Origin of the sequence: Xanthomonas arboricola (assembly GCF_002940665.1) — a bacterium.
In the GTDB taxonomy this organism is placed as follows: Bacteria; Pseudomonadota; Gammaproteobacteria; order Xanthomonadales; family Xanthomonadaceae; genus Xanthomonas; species Xanthomonas arboricola_B.
Window position 1 is genome coordinate 950102 of sequence record NZ_MIGY01000001.1, and the last position, 17225, is coordinate 967326.

General features: G+C 65.7%; 15 protein-coding genes. 10 read left to right on the top strand and 5 right to left on the bottom strand.

The window, feature by feature from the left end; all coding sequences use genetic code 11:
* Positions 1 to 98: 98 nt before the first annotated feature.
* From XarjCFBP7645_RS04045 to XarjCFBP7645_RS04055, 3 genes are all read left to right on the top strand, one after another.
* Positions 99 to 1583, top strand: coding sequence for a leucyl aminopeptidase (locus XarjCFBP7645_RS04045; protein WP_104536314.1), 1485 nt, complete (start codon positions 99 to 101; stop codon positions 1581 to 1583).
* A gap of 121 nt (positions 1584 to 1704) precedes the next feature.
* Positions 1705 to 2130, top strand: coding sequence for a DNA polymerase III subunit chi (locus tag XarjCFBP7645_RS04050; RefSeq protein WP_047127277.1), 426 nt, complete (start codon positions 1705 to 1707; stop codon positions 2128 to 2130).
* A gap of 208 nt (positions 2131 to 2338) precedes the next feature.
* Positions 2339 to 5248 carry a valine--tRNA ligase gene (locus XarjCFBP7645_RS04055; RefSeq protein ID WP_104536315.1) on the top strand — a complete coding sequence of 970 codons (2910 nt, stop codon included), beginning with the start codon at positions 2339 to 2341 and terminating at the stop codon, positions 5246 to 5248.
* Positions 5249 to 5341: 93 nt separating this feature from the next.
* Here XarjCFBP7645_RS04055 and XarjCFBP7645_RS04060 read toward each other — a convergent pair whose 3' ends face one another.
* The 4 genes from XarjCFBP7645_RS04060 to pssA form a co-directional block, all read right to left on the bottom strand.
* Positions 5342 to 6475 (bottom strand): pectate lyase family protein, encoded by a 1134-nt coding sequence (locus tag XarjCFBP7645_RS04060; RefSeq protein ID WP_047127279.1) that lies wholly within the window; start codon positions 6473 to 6475, stop codon positions 5342 to 5344.
* Between the two features lie 809 nt (positions 6476 to 7284).
* On the bottom strand, positions 7285 to 7767 hold the full coding sequence (gene rimI, locus XarjCFBP7645_RS04065; protein ID WP_181126169.1) for a ribosomal protein S18-alanine N-acetyltransferase: 483 nt from the start codon (positions 7765 to 7767) through the stop codon (positions 7285 to 7287).
* The gene (locus XarjCFBP7645_RS04070; RefSeq protein WP_104536316.1) at positions 7764 to 8231 is read right to left on the bottom strand and encodes an alanine acetyltransferase; all 468 of its coding nucleotides are present in this window, start codon (positions 8229 to 8231) and stop codon (positions 7764 to 7766) included. Before XarjCFBP7645_RS04070 ends, rimI begins: the two co-directional genes overlap by 4 nt.
* The gene (gene pssA, locus XarjCFBP7645_RS04075; protein WP_104536743.1) at positions 8228 to 9001 is read right to left on the bottom strand and encodes a CDP-diacylglycerol--serine O-phosphatidyltransferase; all 774 of its coding nucleotides are present in this window, start codon (positions 8999 to 9001) and stop codon (positions 8228 to 8230) included. Before pssA ends, XarjCFBP7645_RS04070 begins: the two co-directional genes overlap by 4 nt.
* A 131-nt stretch (positions 9002 to 9132) precedes the next feature.
* Here pssA and XarjCFBP7645_RS04080 point away from each other — a divergent pair, with 131 nt between their 5' ends.
* The 3 genes from XarjCFBP7645_RS04080 to XarjCFBP7645_RS04090 all read left to right on the top strand — a co-directional run bounded on the left by XarjCFBP7645_RS04080 (position 9133) and on the right by XarjCFBP7645_RS04090 (position 11928).
* Entirely contained in the window at positions 9133 to 9534 is a 402-nt protein-coding gene (locus XarjCFBP7645_RS04080; RefSeq protein WP_104536317.1) for a DUF4124 domain-containing protein, read from the top strand.
* Between the two features lie 102 nt (positions 9535 to 9636).
* On the top strand, positions 9637 to 11331 hold the full coding sequence (locus XarjCFBP7645_RS04085; protein ID WP_104536318.1) for a proline--tRNA ligase: 1695 nt from the start codon (positions 9637 to 9639) through the stop codon (positions 11329 to 11331).
* Between the two features lie 144 nt (positions 11332 to 11475).
* Positions 11476 to 11928 (top strand): H-NS family nucleoid-associated regulatory protein, encoded by a 453-nt coding sequence (locus XarjCFBP7645_RS04090; protein WP_104536319.1) that lies wholly within the window; start codon positions 11476 to 11478, stop codon positions 11926 to 11928.
* Positions 11929 to 11987: 59 nt separating this feature from the next.
* Here the strand turns inward: XarjCFBP7645_RS04090 and XarjCFBP7645_RS04095 are convergent, their stop codons facing one another.
* On the bottom strand, positions 11988 to 13247 hold the full coding sequence (locus XarjCFBP7645_RS04095; protein WP_104536320.1) for a threonine/serine ThrE exporter family protein: 1260 nt from the start codon (positions 13245 to 13247) through the stop codon (positions 11988 to 11990).
* Positions 13248 to 13296: 49 nt separating this feature from the next.
* On the opposite strand from XarjCFBP7645_RS04095, the gene XarjCFBP7645_RS04100 reads away from it, so the two are divergent.
* The 4 genes from XarjCFBP7645_RS04100 (at position 13297) to XarjCFBP7645_RS04115 (ending at position 17024) form a co-directional block, all read left to right on the top strand.
* Positions 13297 to 14526 (top strand): MlaE family ABC transporter permease, encoded by a 1230-nt coding sequence (locus XarjCFBP7645_RS04100; RefSeq protein WP_429001450.1) that lies wholly within the window; start codon positions 13297 to 13299, stop codon positions 14524 to 14526.
* An 85-nt stretch (positions 14527 to 14611) separates the two neighbouring features.
* Entirely contained in the window at positions 14612 to 15454 is an 843-nt protein-coding gene (locus tag XarjCFBP7645_RS04105; protein ID WP_104536321.1) for an ABC transporter ATP-binding protein, read from the top strand.
* Positions 15455 to 15456: 2 nt separating this feature from the next.
* Positions 15457 to 16383 carry an MlaD family protein gene (locus XarjCFBP7645_RS04110; protein WP_016903957.1) on the top strand — a complete coding sequence of 309 codons (927 nt, stop codon included), beginning with the start codon at positions 15457 to 15459 and terminating at the stop codon, positions 16381 to 16383.
* Positions 16380 to 17024, top strand: a complete 645-nt coding sequence (locus XarjCFBP7645_RS04115) for an ABC-type transport auxiliary lipoprotein family protein (RefSeq protein ID WP_104536322.1) — start codon at positions 16380 to 16382, stop codon at positions 17022 to 17024. The genes XarjCFBP7645_RS04110 and XarjCFBP7645_RS04115 overlap by 4 nt, the downstream gene beginning before the upstream one ends.
* The last annotated feature ends 201 nt before the right edge of the window (positions 17025 to 17225 follow it).

The window sequence follows — 17225 nt, forward strand, 5'->3', positions numbered from 1 at the left end:
TTGTTTTAAACTCTCGGATTCGTTCGCGGCGGCGCCAGCCTAGTCCGGTTGGCGTAAACAGCCCGCGATTGTACGGATTTGCCTACGGAATCTGATCAATGGCCCTGCAATTCACCCTGAACCAAGACGCGCCGGCAAGCGCCGCCGTCGACTGCATCGTGGTTGGCGTGTTCGCCGACAAGACCCTGTCGCCCGCCGCCCAGGCGCTGGACAGCGCCAGCCAGGGCCGTCTGACGGCCCTGGTGGCACGTGGCGATGTGGCTGCCAAGACCGGCAGCACCAGCCTGCTGCACGACCTGCCCGGTGTCGCCGCCCCGCGCGTGCTGGTGGTCGGCCTGGGCGAAGCCGGCAAGTTCGGCGTGGCGCCGTATCTCAAGGCGGTCGGCGACGCGACCCGCGCGCTGAAGACCGGCCCGGTCGGCACCGCCCTGCTCACCCTGACCGAATTGCAGGTCAAGGCGCGCGATGGCGCCTGGAACATCCGCCAGGCCATCATCGTCAGCGACCACGCCGCCTACCGTTACACCGCCACGCTGGGCAAGAAAAAGGTCGACGAGACCGGCCTGACCACGCTGGCGATCGCCGGCGACGACGCCCGTGCACTGGCCGTGGGCGTGGCCACCGCCGAGGGCGTGGAGTTCGCCCGCGAGCTGGGCAACCTGCCGCCGAACTACTGCACCCCGGCCTATCTGGCCGAGACCGCCGCCGCATTCGCCGGCAAGTTCCCCGGCGCCGAGGCCGAGATCCTGGACGAGACGCAGATGGAGTCGCTCGGCATGGGCTCGCTGCTGTCGGTGGCGCGTGGCTCGGCCAACCGCCCGCAGCTGATCGTGCTGAAGTGGAACGGCGGCGGCGATGCGCGGCCCTACGTGCTGGTCGGCAAGGGCATCACCTTCGACACCGGCGGCGTCAACCTCAAGACGCAGGGCGGCATCGAGGAAATGAAGTACGACATGTGTGGCGGCGCCAACGTCATCGGCACCTTCGTGGCCACGGTCAAGGCCGAGCTGCCGATCAACCTGGTGGTGGTGGTGCCGGCGGTGGAGAACGCCATCGACGGCAATGCCTATCGCCCCTCCGATGTGATCACCAGCATGTCCGGCAAGACCATCGAGGTCGGCAATACCGACGCCGAAGGCCGCCTGATCCTGTGCGATGCGCTGACCTATGCCGAGCGCTTCAACCCCGAAGCATTGGTGGACGTGGCCACGCTGACCGGCGCCTGCATGGTGGCGCTCGGCCACCAGACCGCCGGCCTGATGAGCAAGCACGACGACCTGGCCAACGAACTGCTGGCCGCCGGCGAGCACGTGTTCGACCGCGCCTGGCGCCTGCCGCTGTGGGACGAATACCAGGGCCTGCTGGATTCCACCTTCGCCGACGTCTACAACATCGGCGGCCGCTGGGGCGGCGCGATCACCGCCGGCTGCTTCCTGTCGCGCTTCACCGAGAACCAGCGCTGGGCGCATCTGGACATCGCCGGCGTCGCCAGCGACGAAGGCAAGCGCGGCATGGCCACCGGTCGCCCGGTCGGGCTGCTGACCCAGTGGTTGCTGGATCGCGCCGCCAGCGGCGCGGCGTGATTGGGGAATGGAGATTCGGGATGCGTGCAAAGCGCATGCATCCCGCCGTCCGTAGCAGAGTGCGGACGGCCATGACCTGCTGTTGCCAATCCCGAATCCCCCTCAACGAATCCCTGCCCTGATGCCCCGTGCCGACTTTTACCTGATCGCCAAACCGCGCTTCCTCAACGAACCGCTGCGGCTGGTCTGCGAGCTGGCGCGCAAGGCCAACGACGCCAATCTGTCCACGCTGATCCTGGCGCGCGACGCCGCGCAGGCCGAGGCATTGGACGACCTGCTGTGGGCATTCGACGACGAGGCCTACATCCCGCACCAGATCGCCGGCACCGACGAGGAAGACGAACTGGCGCCGGTACTGATCGCCTCACCGGAGTTCGATGCGCCCTCGCGCCCGCTGGTGATCAACCTGCGCGACGATCCCTACCTGGGCGCCTGCGACCGCGTGCTGGAAGTCGTGCCGGCCGACCCCGCCGCTCGCGAACCGCTGCGCGAACGCTGGAAACAGTACAAGGCCCTGGGCCTGGAACTGACCAAGTACGACATGTGAGAGGGGCGGGGATTGGGGAGTCGGGATTGGGGATTGGCAAAAGCAGGTTTTTTGCGCATCCCAGGGCTGCATCCAACGACGAATCCCCAATAGCCGATCTTTGCTCCACCGCACCGCCGCTGATGTTGATGAGTGGATTGCCAGTGCTTCTCGCCGGCCCCATGACGCAACCAATCCCGAATCCCGAACAACGAATCGCCGCCCCTCTATGACCACCCTCGCCTCCAGCTACGAACCCTCTTCCTTCGAATCGCGCCTGTACGCGCAGTGGGAGGCGGCCGGTTATTTCGTGCCGTCCGGCAAGGGTGAGCCGTACACCGTGCTGCTGCCGCCGCCGAATGTGACCGGGACGCTGCACATGGGCCATGCGTTCCAGCAGACGCTGATGGATGCGTTGGTGCGCTATCACCGCATGCGCGGTTTCGACACGCTATGGCAGGTGGGCACCGACCATGCCGGCATCGCCACCGAGATGGTGGTGTCGCGCAACCTGGCCCTGGAAGGCAAGGGGGACACGCGCGACTCGCTGGGGCGCGAGGGCTTCATCGCCAAGGTGTGGGAATGGAAGGCCGAATCCGGCGACACCATCGAGCGCCAGATGCGCCGGCTGGGCACCTCCAGCGACTGGTCGCGCAGCACCTTCACCATGGACCCGCAGCCGTCGGCCGCAGTCAACGAAGCCTTCGTGCGCTGGTACGAGCAGGGGCTGATCTATCGCGGCCAGCGCCTGGTCAACTGGGACCCGGTGCTGAAGACCGCGATCTCCGACCTGGAAGTGGAAAACGTCGAAGAAGACGGCTTCCTGTGGTCGATCCGCTACCCGCTGGCCGATGGCGTGACCTACGAGCATGTCGAACACGATGCCGACGGCGTCGAGACGCTGCGCGAAACCCGCGATTATCTGGTGGTCGCCACCACCCGCCCGGAGACCATGCTGGGCGATACGGCGGTAATGGTGCATCCGGAAGACCCGCGCTATGCCACGCTGCACAGCGCCGGCATCGTGCTGCCGCTGACCGGCCGGCGCGTGCCGGTGATCACCGACGATTATGTCGACCGCGGCTTCGGCACCGGCGTGGTCAAGGTCACGCCTGCGCATGACTTCAACGATTACCAGGTGGGCGTGCGGCACGACTTGCCGCTGATCAACCTGTTCACCGTCACCGCCACCATCAACGAGAATGCGCCGGAGCGTTATCGCGGTCTGGACCGCTACGACGCACGCAAGCTGGTGCTGTCCGAACTGGAAGACCTGGGCGTATTGGTCGAAACCAAGCCGCACAAACTGCAGGTGCCGCGCGGCGATCGCACCGGCCAGGTGATCGAGCCCTATCTCACCGACCAGTGGTTCGTGAAGATGGACGCGCTGGCCAGGCGCGGGCTGGAGCTGGTCGAGAGCGGCCAGGTCAAGTTCGTGCCGCCGAACTGGATCAACACCTATCGCCACTGGATGGAGAACATCCAGGACTGGTGCATCAGCCGTCAGCTGTGGTGGGGACATCGCATCCCGGCGTGGTTCGACGAGGCCGGCAAGTGCTATGTCGGCCATGACGAAGCCGAGGTCCGCGCGAAACACGGCCTGGGTGCCGACCTCGCGCTGCACCAGGACAGCGACGTGCTGGAAACCTGGTTCTCCTCGCAACTGTGGCCCTTCTCCACGTTGGGCTGGCCGGATGCGAACGCGATGGCCGAGCGCGGCTTCGAACGCTACCTGCCGTCGTCGGTGCTGGTCACCGGCTTCGACATCATCTTCTTCTGGGTGGCGCGCATGATCATGGCCACCGACAGCTTCACCGGCCAGGTGCCGTTCCGCGATGTCTACATCACCGGCCTGATCCGCGATGCGCAGGGCCAGAAGATGTCCAAGTCCAAGGGCAACGTGCTCGATCCGCTGGACATCATCGACGGCATCAGCATCGAAGACCTGGTGGCCAAGCGCACCAACGGGCTGATGCAGCCGCGCATGGCCGAAAAGATCGAAAAAGCCACGCGCAAGGAATTCCCGGACGGCATCATCGCCCACGGTGCCGACGCGCTGCGCTTCACCATCGCCGCACTCGCCACGCATGGCCGCGACATCAAGTTCGATCTCGGCCGCGCCGAAGGCTACAAGAACTTCTGCAACAAGCTGTGGAACGCCACGCGCTTCGTGCTGATGAACACGCGCCCCGGGGATCCCGCGGCCGCGGAAGCGACAGACGCGTCGCCACGCGCCCCGGGGGCGAACCATGCGGACACCGCCTCGCATCCGGACTCGGGCAAGCATGTGCCGGTCACCGACGCAGAAAAGTGGATCCTGGTACGGCTGGACAAGGTCAGTGCCGAAGCCGAGGCGCACTACGCCGCCTATCGATTCGACCTGCTGGCGCAGTGCCTGTACGAGTTCGCCTGGAACGAGTTCTGCGACTGGTTCCTGGAGCTGACCAAGCCGGCGTTGAACGGCGACGACGCCCACGCCGCCGACAGCACCCGCCGCACCCTGCTGCAGGTCCTGGAAGCGCTACTGCGCCTGCTGCACCCGCTCATCCCATTCGTCACCGAAGAACTGTGGCAGCAGGTCGCACCGCGCCTGGGCATCACCGCCACCACGATCTCGTTGCAGGCATTCCCGCAGGCCGGCGATATCGACACCGCGCGCTACGCCGGCGCAGAGGCCGATGTCGAATGGTTGAAGTCGATGGTGTCGGCACTGCGTCGTGTGCGCAGCGAGTTGAACGTGCCGCCGTCCAAGCAGGTGCGCCTGCTGCTGCAGGCAGGAACTGCCGACGATCGCGCCCGTGTTAGCCGCTTTGCCTCGCAGCTGTCGTTCCTGCTCAAGCTCGAAGCGATCGACTGGCTGGAGGCCGGCCAGAACACGCCGCCGTCGGCCACGGCCATCGTCGGCGAGCTCACCCTGCTGGTGCCGCTGCAAGGCCTGGTCGACATGGACGCCGAACGCACGCGCCTGGACAAGGAAATCAAGCGCGTGGAAGGCGAGATCGGCAAGTGCAACGGCAAGCTGGGCAACGCCACCTTCGTGCAGAACGCACCGGCCGTCGTCGTCGAGCAGGAGCGCGCGCGCCTGAACGACTGGACCACGCAGCTGACCGGCCTGCGCGAACAACGCGCCAAGATCTAGCGCCGCCAGAAGCCGCAACGCCCGCAGTATTGCGGGCGTTGCGGGAAGCGGTGCAACGCGGCAGGCATCGCAGCGTTGCGAGTGGCAGACGCCTTACAGCTTGCCTGCGCCGGCCTTTGCCTTGACGTCCGCAGCGACCTTGTCGGCCGACAGCAGGCTATAGGTGTACGGCGGGGTCCAGCCGATAGTGGTATTCCACGAGCAGGTCAGCGCCTTGCCGTTGAGCAGCGAGCCCTGGTCGCGGTACACGCTGCCGCCGTAATCGGCCGCAATCTTGTCGCAGCCGCTCACCCCGCTGATGTCGAACACGTTGCGCTCGGAAAAGATCTTCGACTCCTTGCCCACGCCATGTGCGTAGGAGAACGGATAGACCTTATTGCTGGTGCTGCCGACGTGGTAATTGTTGTACAGATGCACCTGACCGAAACGCACACGCGGTGCGCGCGCGGAGATGTTCTCGAACAAGGTGTTGTGGATGGTCACCTTGAGCTTGCCGCTGTCGGTGCTGGAGGCGCTGTCGCTGGAGCCGATCAGGTCGTTCTTCTCGTGCGATTTGAACGCCGAATAGGAAATGGTGACGAAGTTGGCGCCCTTCTTGACGTCCATCGCCCCGTCGTGATGCTGCTTGGGGCGGCCGTTGGCAGTACCGTTCTGATCGTCGGTGCGGCGGCCGTCGGTGAAGGTGACATGGTCTACCCACACGTTGGTCGCGCCCTCGACCGTGAGGCCATCGTACTCGGCATTCCAGTTGCCGGCGCTGCCGTCATCCGGATCCCAGACCGGCTCCGGATCCCATGGATTTTCGATGGTGAGGTTGCGGATGATGACGTCGTTGGCCTTGACGTAGAAATAGCCTTCGCGGATCTCCGCGTTGCCGGTGATGCCGATCAGCGTGGTCTTGGTCGGAATGTCCAGGCGCGCGCGGGCCTTCATATCCGAGGTCGTGGTGTACGGCTTGCCTTCGCTGACATCGATGATGCCGCTGATCTTGATGATGCGCCCGTTGCTGCCCACGCTGGCTTTGAGCGCGCTCTTCAATTCTGCGGCAGTCTTGACCGTGTAGATGTTGGCAGCTGCCGCTTTGGAGCCGCCCTTGGTCCCACCGTTCTGTGTCGCCCAACCGGTGGTTGCAACTTCCAGCGCAGGATCGGCACAGGCAACGCCAACGACCAGCAACGACCCGACAAACAGCGACGCGGCGGCCGCCGTTGAGAATTTCGGCTTCATCTTGATGTCTCCCTCGGATGGGTTCGATGCGCCGCGCGGCGGCACACCCCTCGTCTAGCAGGCGCGGAACATACTTTTCATCTCTGTAATGTTCAGTTCCGCGGCATCGATACTAGGAGCATCGCATTGGCTTGTATCTAGCCGATACATCGATGTGCACGCGTAGTCACGCAAACGGTTGCGAGACACGCAAGAGAAGACAAAACGCTGCAACCAAGACAGATGGAGACAGGCCCAGGGACACTGCAGCGCAGCATGACCTGCCTTGCAACGCAGGCAGTCACAGGTCCAGCACGGTGTGCCAGCACGACCACATGCCTGCATGTGCTTTTTGACGCGCATAGCGGCTGCAATGCGGCTATCGCCATCACGCGGCGTCTCGCGCGTTCGGGCGCAACCGATCGCGCCATTGAAAACGTAAAATGCAACATGGCGAAAGAATCACCATGACGCGTACAAGCGCGTCACGGCAGATGGCGGCGCGCAAGTGGCCGACTCACACGAGGCGGCAGGAAAAATGTGCGCCTTGTTGCGATCGATTGCAGCGACGCGCAAGGGCGTTGCTCACGGCACGCGCGACTGCCTGTTTACCTGATCGTATTTTGTAACGACCAAGCCGCACTCGCTGCGAAACAGGGAAGCACCGGAGCCGTCGTCCGCCCGCGACGCCGGGGCCGGGGCCGGGGCCGGGGTAGCGTGTTCAGGTCGCGATCCCCGTCACCAATGCAACCGCGTGGCACGTATCAGGCAAATCATGCTGTTCAAGCCCGGTGCGCGTGAACGCTCCCATCAGCAACGGCCGATGGCGCTCAGGAAAACCCTTCGAAGGACAACTCGATCGCCATCACCAACGCATCTTCGCGACCGGTGTTGGAGGGGTAGTAGCGGGGGCGCCGCCCGATTTCGTTGAAGCCTTCGGAGTGATACAGCGCGATCGCCGACGGATTGGACGGGCGCACTTCCAGAAACGCGCGCCGCGCACCGCGATCGCAGGCTCCCTTGATCAGCGCGCGCAACAGCACCCGGCCATGCCCCTGGGATTGCGCCTCCGGTGCGATGCAGACATTGAGCACGTGCGCCTCGTCGGCGGCGATGCTGATCACCCCGTAGCCAATGACCTGCCCCCCCTGCTCCATCACCCAGCCCGGATAGCCGGCCTGCAGGCAGTCGCGAAAGATGCTGCGCGTCCACGGAAACGGATAGGCGCGATGTTCGATGTCCATCACCACATCCAGATCGCTCTCGCGCATGGCGCGCAGCGAGGTGTGCAGCGGCGCGTTCAAGGCGCTCATGCCGGGTCCTGTCGCCGCCGCAGCGCGCGCAGTTGCGGCCACAGCGCGCGCTTGGCCGCTGGATTGCCGCGCAGCTCGGCCAGCGGCCAGGACGCCATCAAGGCTTGCGTATTCGGATCGCCCGGGTTGCAGCCGGAGGCGCGCAGCAACGCCATCTGCAGGCGATCGGGCAGGCCAACCCGGCTGCGCCGCTGCGGCGCTGTCGATGATGCAGTCGTGACCGTCGGCGGCGCGTCGGCCGGCGTCGCCGGAGCGCTGCGACGGACCATAGGCGGTGCCGCAGGCGCCGGCATTGATGGCGTGCGCTCCACGCGCGGCGGTGCCGCTGCCGGCGCGCGTTCGATCGTCTCGTCAGGCGCCGCCGCGTCCACGGTATCGCGGTCCAGATACACGGTGTGCCCCAACGCCTGCAGGTACGACACCTGCAAATCGGACCACATCGGCTCTGAGGCCAATTGACTCATGGCAGCTCGGGCGTGCGCCGCCAGCGCCGCCACAGCCACATCGCCGGGCCGGACAGCGCATACAGCACGCCGATCACCAGCAGCGAACGGGCCAGATCGATCACCAGCAACGCGATCACCACCGTGGCGATCGCCAGCGCCAGGAACGGCACACGGTCGGCACGCGGCCCACGCGCGCCGCCCTTGAAACTCCAGAACCGGATCCGGCTGACCATCAGCAAGGCCGCTACCACGGTGACCGCCAGCGCCGGATAACGCAGCTGCTCGCCATCAAAGCCCAGGCTGTCGTCGGCAAAGGCCCAGACGAAGGACATCATCAAGCCGGCAGCGGCCGGGCTGGCCAGGCCGATGAACCAGCGCTTGTCGACCACGCCCACCTGCGTGTTGAAGCGCGCCAGGCGCAGCGCCGCGCAGGCCGCATACAGAAATGCGGCCGACCAGCCGACCCGGCCCATCACGTTGCTGTCGTACTTCAATGCCGACAGCGACCAGTGATACATCACCAGCGCCGGGGCCATGCCGAAGCTCACCAGGTCGGCTAGCGAGTCGTACTGCACGCCGAATTCGCTGCTGGTATTGGTCAGGCGCGCCACCCGGCCGTCCAGCCCGTCCATCACCGCAGCCACGAACACCGCCATGGCGGCCTGGACGAACTGCCCGTTGGCGGCGGCGATGATGGCGTAGAAACCGGAAAACAGCCCGGCGGTGGTGAACAGGTTCGGCAGCAGGTAGATCGTGCGCGAGCGCGGGGGCGGTCTCATCTCATCCATCTGGCAAGTGTAGGGCCTGAGGTCCGTCAGGCGGTAGCGCGCCTGCATCGTGCGTGCGTGCCAGCGGCATCACTTGCCAGCGCGGGCCGCGGATGCTGCAATCGCCGCGGGAATCATCCAGGGGAAGCCACATGCACCTGTCGTCCGGGCTATGCGCCCTGCTGATGCTGGCCAGCGCCGCCGCCGGCGCGACCGATCTGTATAAATGGAAGGACGCCAAGGGCGTCACCCACTACACCGAAACCCCGCCACCGGCCGGCCAGCGCTACGAAGCGCGCCGGATCGATGCGCGCAGCGGCACCGCCGCCATCGCCGCGCCGGAAACCACCACGCCCGAATCGGCCGACTGCCTGACCGCGCGCCGCAACCTGGAACTGCTCAGCGGCAAGGGCGAGGTCACCATGGGCGCCGGCGCCGACGGCAAGCCCGGCACCCCGCTGGACCCGGACGCGCGCGCGGCGCAGCGCAATCTCGCCGAGGCGGCCGCCAAGGCCTATTGCAAGCCGGCAGCGAGCGGCAATCCGGCCAGCTGAGCCGGCCCGCGACCGGCCACATGTCGGTCCACCCGGCCGGCGCCACTGACCGGCAGGGCGCGAGACTGGCAAACTATGGGCTTTCCGCCCAAGCGAAGCCCGATGCGTCTTTCCCAGTTCCACCTGCACACCACCAAGGAAACCCCGGCCGACGCCGAGCTGATCAGCCACCGTCTGATGCTGCGCGCGGGCATGATCCGCAAGCTGGCCTCCGGGCTGTACACCTGGTCGCCACTGGGTCTGCGCGTGCTGCGCAAGGTCGAGGCCATCGTGCGCGAGGAGATGAACCGCGCCGGGGCGGTGGAAGTGCTGTTTCCCACCATCCAGCCGCGCGAGCTGTGGGACGCCACCGGCCGTTGGGAGAAGTTCGGCGGGCAGTTGCTCAAGATCAAGGATCGCAAGGAGCAGGAGTTCTGCTACAGCCCGACCGCCGAAGAGGCTGCGGCCGAATTCGCGCGCCAGGAGATCAACAGCTACAAGCAGCTGCCGCTGAACTTCTACCAGATCCAGACCAAGTTCCGCGATGAGATCCGCCCGCGCTTCGGGGTGATGCGCACGCGCGAATTCCTGATGAAGGATGCCTATTCCTTCCATCTCACCGATGCGGACATGGCGCGCGAATACGACAACATGCGCGCGGCCTATACCCGCATCTTCACCCGGCTGGGGCTGGAATTCCGCGCCGTGCAGGCCGACTCCGGCGCCATCGGCGGCGACGCCTCGCAGGAGTTCCACGTCATCGCCGCCTCCGGCGAGGACTCGCTGGCATTCTCCACCGGCTCCGATTACGCCGCCAACGTGGAAACCGCCAGCGCCGCCCTGCCCGCCCCGCGCGCCGCGGCTGGCGAGGCGATGCGCCAGGTCGCAACGCCCACCCAGAAGACCTGCGAAGACGTCGCCGGGTTGCTGGGCATCGCACTGCAGCGCACGGTCAAGTCGGTGGCGGTGATGACCGAGGCCGGCTTCGTGCTGGTGCTGGTACGCGGCGATCACGCCGTCAACGAGATCAAGCTTGGCAAGGTCGCCGGTCTGGCCGACTACCGCCTGGCCAACGAAACCGAAATCCGCGACCACCTCGGCTGCGAGCCGGGCTTCCTGGGTCCGGTGAACACCGCCCGCCCGGTACGCGTGGTGGCCGATCGCGATGTCGCGGCAATGGCCGATTTCGTGGTCGGCGCCAATGTGCCCGGCGCGCACCTGGTGGGCGTCAACTGGGGCCGCGACCTGCCGGAACCGGAAACCGTTGCCGATGTGCGCAACGTCATCGACGGCGAACGCGCCGCCGATGGCGGCGAGCTGCGGCTGGCCCGCGGCATCGAAGTGGGCCACGTGTTCCAGCTCGGCAGCCAGTATGCGCAGGCATTGCAGGCCACCGTGATCGACGAGAACGGCAAGCCCGCAGTGATGAAGATGGGCTGCTACGGCATCGGTATTTCGCGCATCGTGGCCGCGGCGATCGAGCAGAACCATGACGACGCAGGCATCGTCTGGCCCGCGCCGATGGCACCGTGGCAGGTCGTGGTCTGCATCATCAACCCCAAGCAGGATGCGCAGGTGGTTACCGCCGCTCAGGCATTGCTGGACGAGTTGATCGCCGCAGGGATCGAAGCGGCGCTGGACGACCGCGGCCTGCGCCCGGGCGCGATGTTTGCCGATATGGAGCTATTGGGCATTCCGCATCGGGTGGTGGTCTCCGAACGCGGATTGGCGGCCGGCACATTTGAATATCGCGCCCGCACTGCGGAGGCAGCAGAAAACCTGGATAAGGCCGGGTTATTCTCCCGCCTGGGTCATTGATCAAATCAGCCGGAACCACTTCAATCGGATGAACAAAAGTCGCCGAACTATTTCGGCGCGTTTGTCACCCGAGTTTTCTGACATTATGATGGCCAGCGCTGCCACGGACCGGCATTCTTTTTTCTCTCATCTTCCGGAGTAGTGATGTCGATCGATCTTAGCGGCCTGTCGGCCAAGCAATTGGGTGCACTGATCAAAAATGCGAAAAAGCAGCAGACCGTGGTTGCCAAGCGCGCCCCGATTGCCAAGGTTCGCACCCAGCTGACCCGCGCGGCAAAAGCCCAGGGTTATTCCATCGACGAATTGTTTGGCGCCAGCGCCGGCCCGGGTCGTCCGGCTGCCGCTGCCAAGCCGAGCCCGCGCGCCGGCCGCAAGCTGGGCAAGGTTGCGCCGAAATATCGCAACCCCGCCAATCCTCAGGAAGCCTGGACCGGCCGCGGCAAGCAGCCGCGCTGGCTGGCCGAACTGACCGCCGCCGGCAAGAAAGTCGAAGACTTTCTGATCAGCAAGGTCAGCGCCAAGAAGACCCCGGCCAAGAAGGCAGCGCCGCGCAAGGCCGCCACCAAGCGCGCGCCCAAGAAGTCCAAGGCTGCTTGATTCATACCAATAAAAACGCCGGCAGTGCCGGCGTTTTTATTGCGTGTTTTTTCCATCGGTCATAAATTCTTGCGGGCCGGAATCAACAGATTGCCGAACAGCAAACCGGCCATCAAGGCCATCACGATATTGGTCACCGCCAATAGTGCGGCCTGCCCGACGCTGACATCCTGTTGCTGTACCAGGGTCAGAAAACCACGCAGGCTGACACTGCCCGGAACCAGCATGATGATGCCGGGCAAACGGATCAATGCACCGGGTTTTTGCACCACCCGCCCGAACAGATTACCGGCGGCAGTCAATGCCATGGCCGATGCAAAGACACCGGCCGGCCCACCCCAGGCATGCCCGGCATAACGCGCGATGACATACCCGGACATGGCCGCTGCCATGATCCATAAATAATCGCGTCGATTGGCCTTGAACAACACCGCAAACGCATAAGCGGCCACCAACAGCGAGGCCCATTCCACCCAGCCGGACTGTGGGCGCAATGCGGCCACCCGCGGGTGCAGGCCGAGCACCTGGGTCAGCGTCACCGCGATCACCGCGCCGACGGTGAGCTTGAGCACCGTGGTCACTGCACCGGCCAGCCGCGCAGTGCCCGAGACCCAATGCTGGCTGGCCAGCTCGTTGAAGGCATTGGTCAACGACATGCCGGGCAGCAGCACCACCAGCGAGGCGATGATCACCGTATTGAGGTTCAATGGCCCGACCAGCGCAGCCACCACCGCGGCTACCACCCCGGCCAGCAGGCCGGCCAGCGCCTCGCCCGCCTCCTTGGTCGCCGGCCGTTTGTCGGTGTATTGGGTCAGCAGGCCGATCGACATCCCGATCGCGCCGGCGGTGGCAATGTCCAGCCAGGGCAGTTTCCACAACCCTGCCACGCCGGCAGCGGCCAGCCCGAATGCCAGCACCTGCATGGTCTTGCCGCGCCGATCGACCTCGCGGTCCAGCCGCCGCAGCGCGGTGTGGCCCTGCGCGATGCTCATGCGCCCGTTGGCCACGCTGTCGGCCACGTAATCGGCCACGCTGAGCTTGTAAAGATCGTTTTCGCCCGGGGCCAGCCGGATCACCCGGGTGATGTCGCTGGAGCCGATGGCTTTGGTCGGGTCGCTGAAGCTCAAAATGATCCCGGTGGGATTGGACCAGGGCTCGCAGTCCAGGCCCAGTTTCTGCGACAGTCCGACCACGGCGGCCTCCAGACGCTGCGCAGTGGTGCCATAGGAATGCAGGCGCCCGGCGATTTCCGAAACAAAGGCGACGCGCTGGGCATAGGTGGCGCTGGCGGACGGTTGGACGACGGTGGCAGCGGACATGCGTGGCGGGTCGGATCGGAGAAACGCCGTCAGGCGAGGCCGCCAGTGTATGCCGCAGCGCACCTGGCCGGCGCGCCGATTGTCTGTGCCGGGACGTCAGGTGCGAAGCGTCCCCATCATTCGCTCACGCCGGGCGCGGTATGCTGGCGCCACGGACAGGCCACCCATGATCAAAGCGCAACCTCCACGCATCGAACAAGACTCCCAGGATCACGCACAGGTCCGCCTGGCTGGCAGTTGGGTCCTGGCGACCGCCTTGCCCCAGGCCGAGCTGCTGCAGGCCGTGCCCGAAGGAATCCGGCGCATCGACGCGCGCGGCATCGGGCAACTGGATTCGGCCGGCGTGCTGCAGTTGCTGCGCTTCGCCAGCCGCATGGGCCTGAAGGAAGACGCGATCGATTTCCGCGATGAGCACCAGGCGCTGGTGTGTACCATCGAGGAACTCAACGACGAACGCCCCAAGCCCAAACGCGACTACGGCTTCGTCGCCGCGTTGGACCGCCTGGGCCGCACCACCCACGGCGTGGGCCAGGGCATTCTGGAGCTGAACAGCTTTCTGGGAGAGAACCTGGTCAAGATCGCGCGGCTGATCCACGAGCCGCGGCGCTTCCGGCTGACCTCCACCGTGCACCACATGGAGCAGGTCGGCCTGGATGCGGTGCCGCTGGTGGTGCTGCTTTCGTATCTGGTCGGCGCGGTGATCGCGTTCCTGGGCTCGACCATCCTGCGCGACTTCGGCGCGGAGATTTACGTGGTGGAACTGGTGTCGATCGCCTTCCTGCGCGAGTTCGCAGTGCTGCTGACCGCCATCGTCCTGGCCGGGCGCACCGCCAGCGCGTTCACCGCGCAGATCGGTGCGATGAAATCGCGCGAGGAAGTGGATGCGATCCGCACCCTGGGCCTGGACCCGATCGACCTGCTGGTGATCCCGCGCCTGCTCGCGCTGATCTTCACGCTGCCGCTGCTGACCTTCATCGCGATGATCGCCGGCCTGGCCGGTGGCGTCACCGTGGGCGCGTTCGATCTGGATATTCCACCGCAGATGTACCTGGCGCGCATGCACGACACCATCCAGCTGCGGCATTTCCTGGTCGGGCTATCCAAGGCGCCGCTGTTTGCGCTGGTGATCGGCCTGATCGGCTGCCTGGAAGGCCTGAAGGTCAGCGGCACCGCGCAATCGGTTGGCGAGCGCACCACCTCTTCGGTGGTGCAGACGATTTCCTTGGTCATCATCCTCGACGCGGTTGCCGCGCTGTGGTTCATGAAGATGGGGTGGTGATGAAGCCGAGATTCGACATTCGGGATTGGGGATTCGTGCAAGGCAGAAGCGCAGCTGGCGCCCCGACATTCGGGAGAGCTGTGCTGTGACCGATACCCAATCCCCAATCCCCAATCCCGGCACAGAGACCGACGCCGACGACGACCAGCTGGCGATTTCGGTGCGCGGGCTGACCAACCGCTTCGGCAGCCAGGTCGTGCACGAGGAACTGGATCTGGACGTGCGTCGGGGCGAGATCCTGGGCGTGGTCGGCGGCTCGGGCACCGGCAAGTCGGTACTGATGCGCAGCATCCTGGGCCTGCGCGAGCCGGACGCCGGCAGCATTCAGGTGCTGGGTGCGGACGCGCGCTCGGGCCGTTTCGCCGACCGCCAGCACATCACCCGCAATACCGGCGTGCTGTTTCAGGACGGCGCGCTGTTCTCGTCGATGACCGTCGGCGAAAACGTGCAGGTCCCGCTGAAGGAACATCACGGCGAGTTTCCCGAGCGCTGGTATTTCGAACTGGCGCTACTGAAGATCAAGCTGGCCGGCCTGCCGGCCGATGCGCTGGACAAGCTGCCTTCGCAATTGTCCGGCGGCATGCGCAAGCGCGCCGGCCTGGCGCGGGCGCTGGCGCTGGATCCGCCGCTGCTGTTTCTGGACGAACCCACTGCCGGACTGGACCCGATCGGCGCGGCCGCCTTCGACCGGTTGATCCGCACCCTGCAGCAGGCGCTGGGCCTGACCGTGTTCCTGATCACGCATGACCTGGATACGCTGTACGCCATCTGCGACCGCATCGCGGTGCTGGCCGATCGCAAGGTGATCGCCAACGCGCCGCTGGCCGAAGTCGAGCAGATCGACCACCCCTGGATCCAGGAATATTTCCACGGTCCGCGCGCCCGCGCCGCGCGCGCGGCCAAGACCGACTTCACCGAGACCGCCTGAGCATGGAAACCAAAGCCAATTACGTCCTGATCGGCGCCTTCACCATCGTAGCGGGCCTGGCCCTGCTGCTGTTCGGGCTATGGGCCGCGAAATACTCCTCCGACCGTACCTGGCAGCAATACCGGGTCGTGTTCCGTGAGGCGGTGACCGGCCTGACCGTCGGCAGCCCGGTGCAATACAACGGCATCGCGGTGGGCTCGATCACCGAGCTGACGCTGGCGCCGAACGACCCGCGCCAGGTGGTCGCGCACGTGCGGGTGAACTCCACCACGCCGATCAAGAGCGACACGCGCGCCAAGCTGGCCATCACCAGCCTGACCGGCCCGTCGATCATCCAGCTCTCCGGTGGCACGCCCGAGGCACCGTCGCTGACCACCATCGACAAGAGCGATGCGCCGATCATCCAGACCACGCCGTCGGCATTGCAGAACATCACCGACACCGCCAACCGCATCGTCGAGCGCATGGACCAGATGCTCTCGGACAAGAACGTGGCCAGCATCACCGCCACCTTGCAGAATCTGGAAAAGATCAGTGGTGGCATCGCCGATCGCGACGAGGGCATGCAGGCGCTGATCGTCAGCGCGCGCGATGCCGCACGCAATCTGGACACCACCCTGACCACCACCAACGGCACCATCAAGCGGCTGGACCAGAACCTGGTGCAGCAGTTACCGGGCATCCTGGAAAAGCTCGATGCCACCCTGGTCAAGCTGGATTCGGCCGCCGGCAACGCCGACAACATCCTTGGCGAAAACCGCGCGGCCATCAATAGCTTTGCCAACGACGGACTGGGCCAGCTCGGGCCCACGCTGACCGAATTGCGCGGTCTGATCCGCGACCTGCGCCGGGTCAGCGACAAACTGGACAACAACCCTGCGCGCTACCTGCTCGGCCGCGACGCACCCAAGGAGTTCGAACCGAAATGACTGCCATGCGCCTGTTGCGTCCCATGTTGTGCGTCTCGTTGCTGGCGCTGGGCGGCTGCTCGGTGTTGACCGGCGGCGACAAGAAGCCGGCCACCATCTACGCGCCCACTGTGCGGATCACGCCGAACCCGTCCTGGCCGCAGGTGAGCTGGCAGCTGTCGGTGTCCAAGCCCAGCGCCGCGCGGGTGATCGACAGCCCGCGCATCAACGTGCGCCCGACGCCGGGCGAGTTGCAGGTCTATCACGGCGCAGGCTGGGCGCAGCCGGCCACCGATATGCTGGAAGACAGCGTGGTGCGCGCGTTCGAGGACTCCGGCAAGATCGCCGCCGTCGCCCGTATCGGCACCGGCATCCGCTCCGACTACAAGCTGGCGATCGACCTGCGCCGCTTCGAGTCCGATTACGCCGGCCAGTCGCTGCCCTCGGCCACCATCGAACTCAATGCCAAACTGCTGCACGCCGCCGATCAGCGCGTGGTGGCCTCACGCACCTTCCTGGTCGCACGCCCGTCCAGCGGCACCGACACGGCTGCCGTGGCAGCGGCTTTCGAACAGGCGATGACGCAGGTCACCACCGAACTGGTCGGCTGGACCTTGGTCACCGGCCAGCAGGACAGCCAGAGCCTGCCGCGTTCGTTGTAAGCGCAGGCGACAGATCTTAGAGCGGTTAACAAAGCACTTCACGCCGGTCTACCGCGGGGCGGCTGATCTGCGGCCTGGCTGCAGGCCCTTGGCCCGCCCACCATCGCGGGACACGCCGCAAGTACGTCCATGTAGGCTCTTCTGCGGCATCCATGCCGCATAAGGTCCGGCGACGGTGGGCGGGCAAGGACCAGTCGAGAT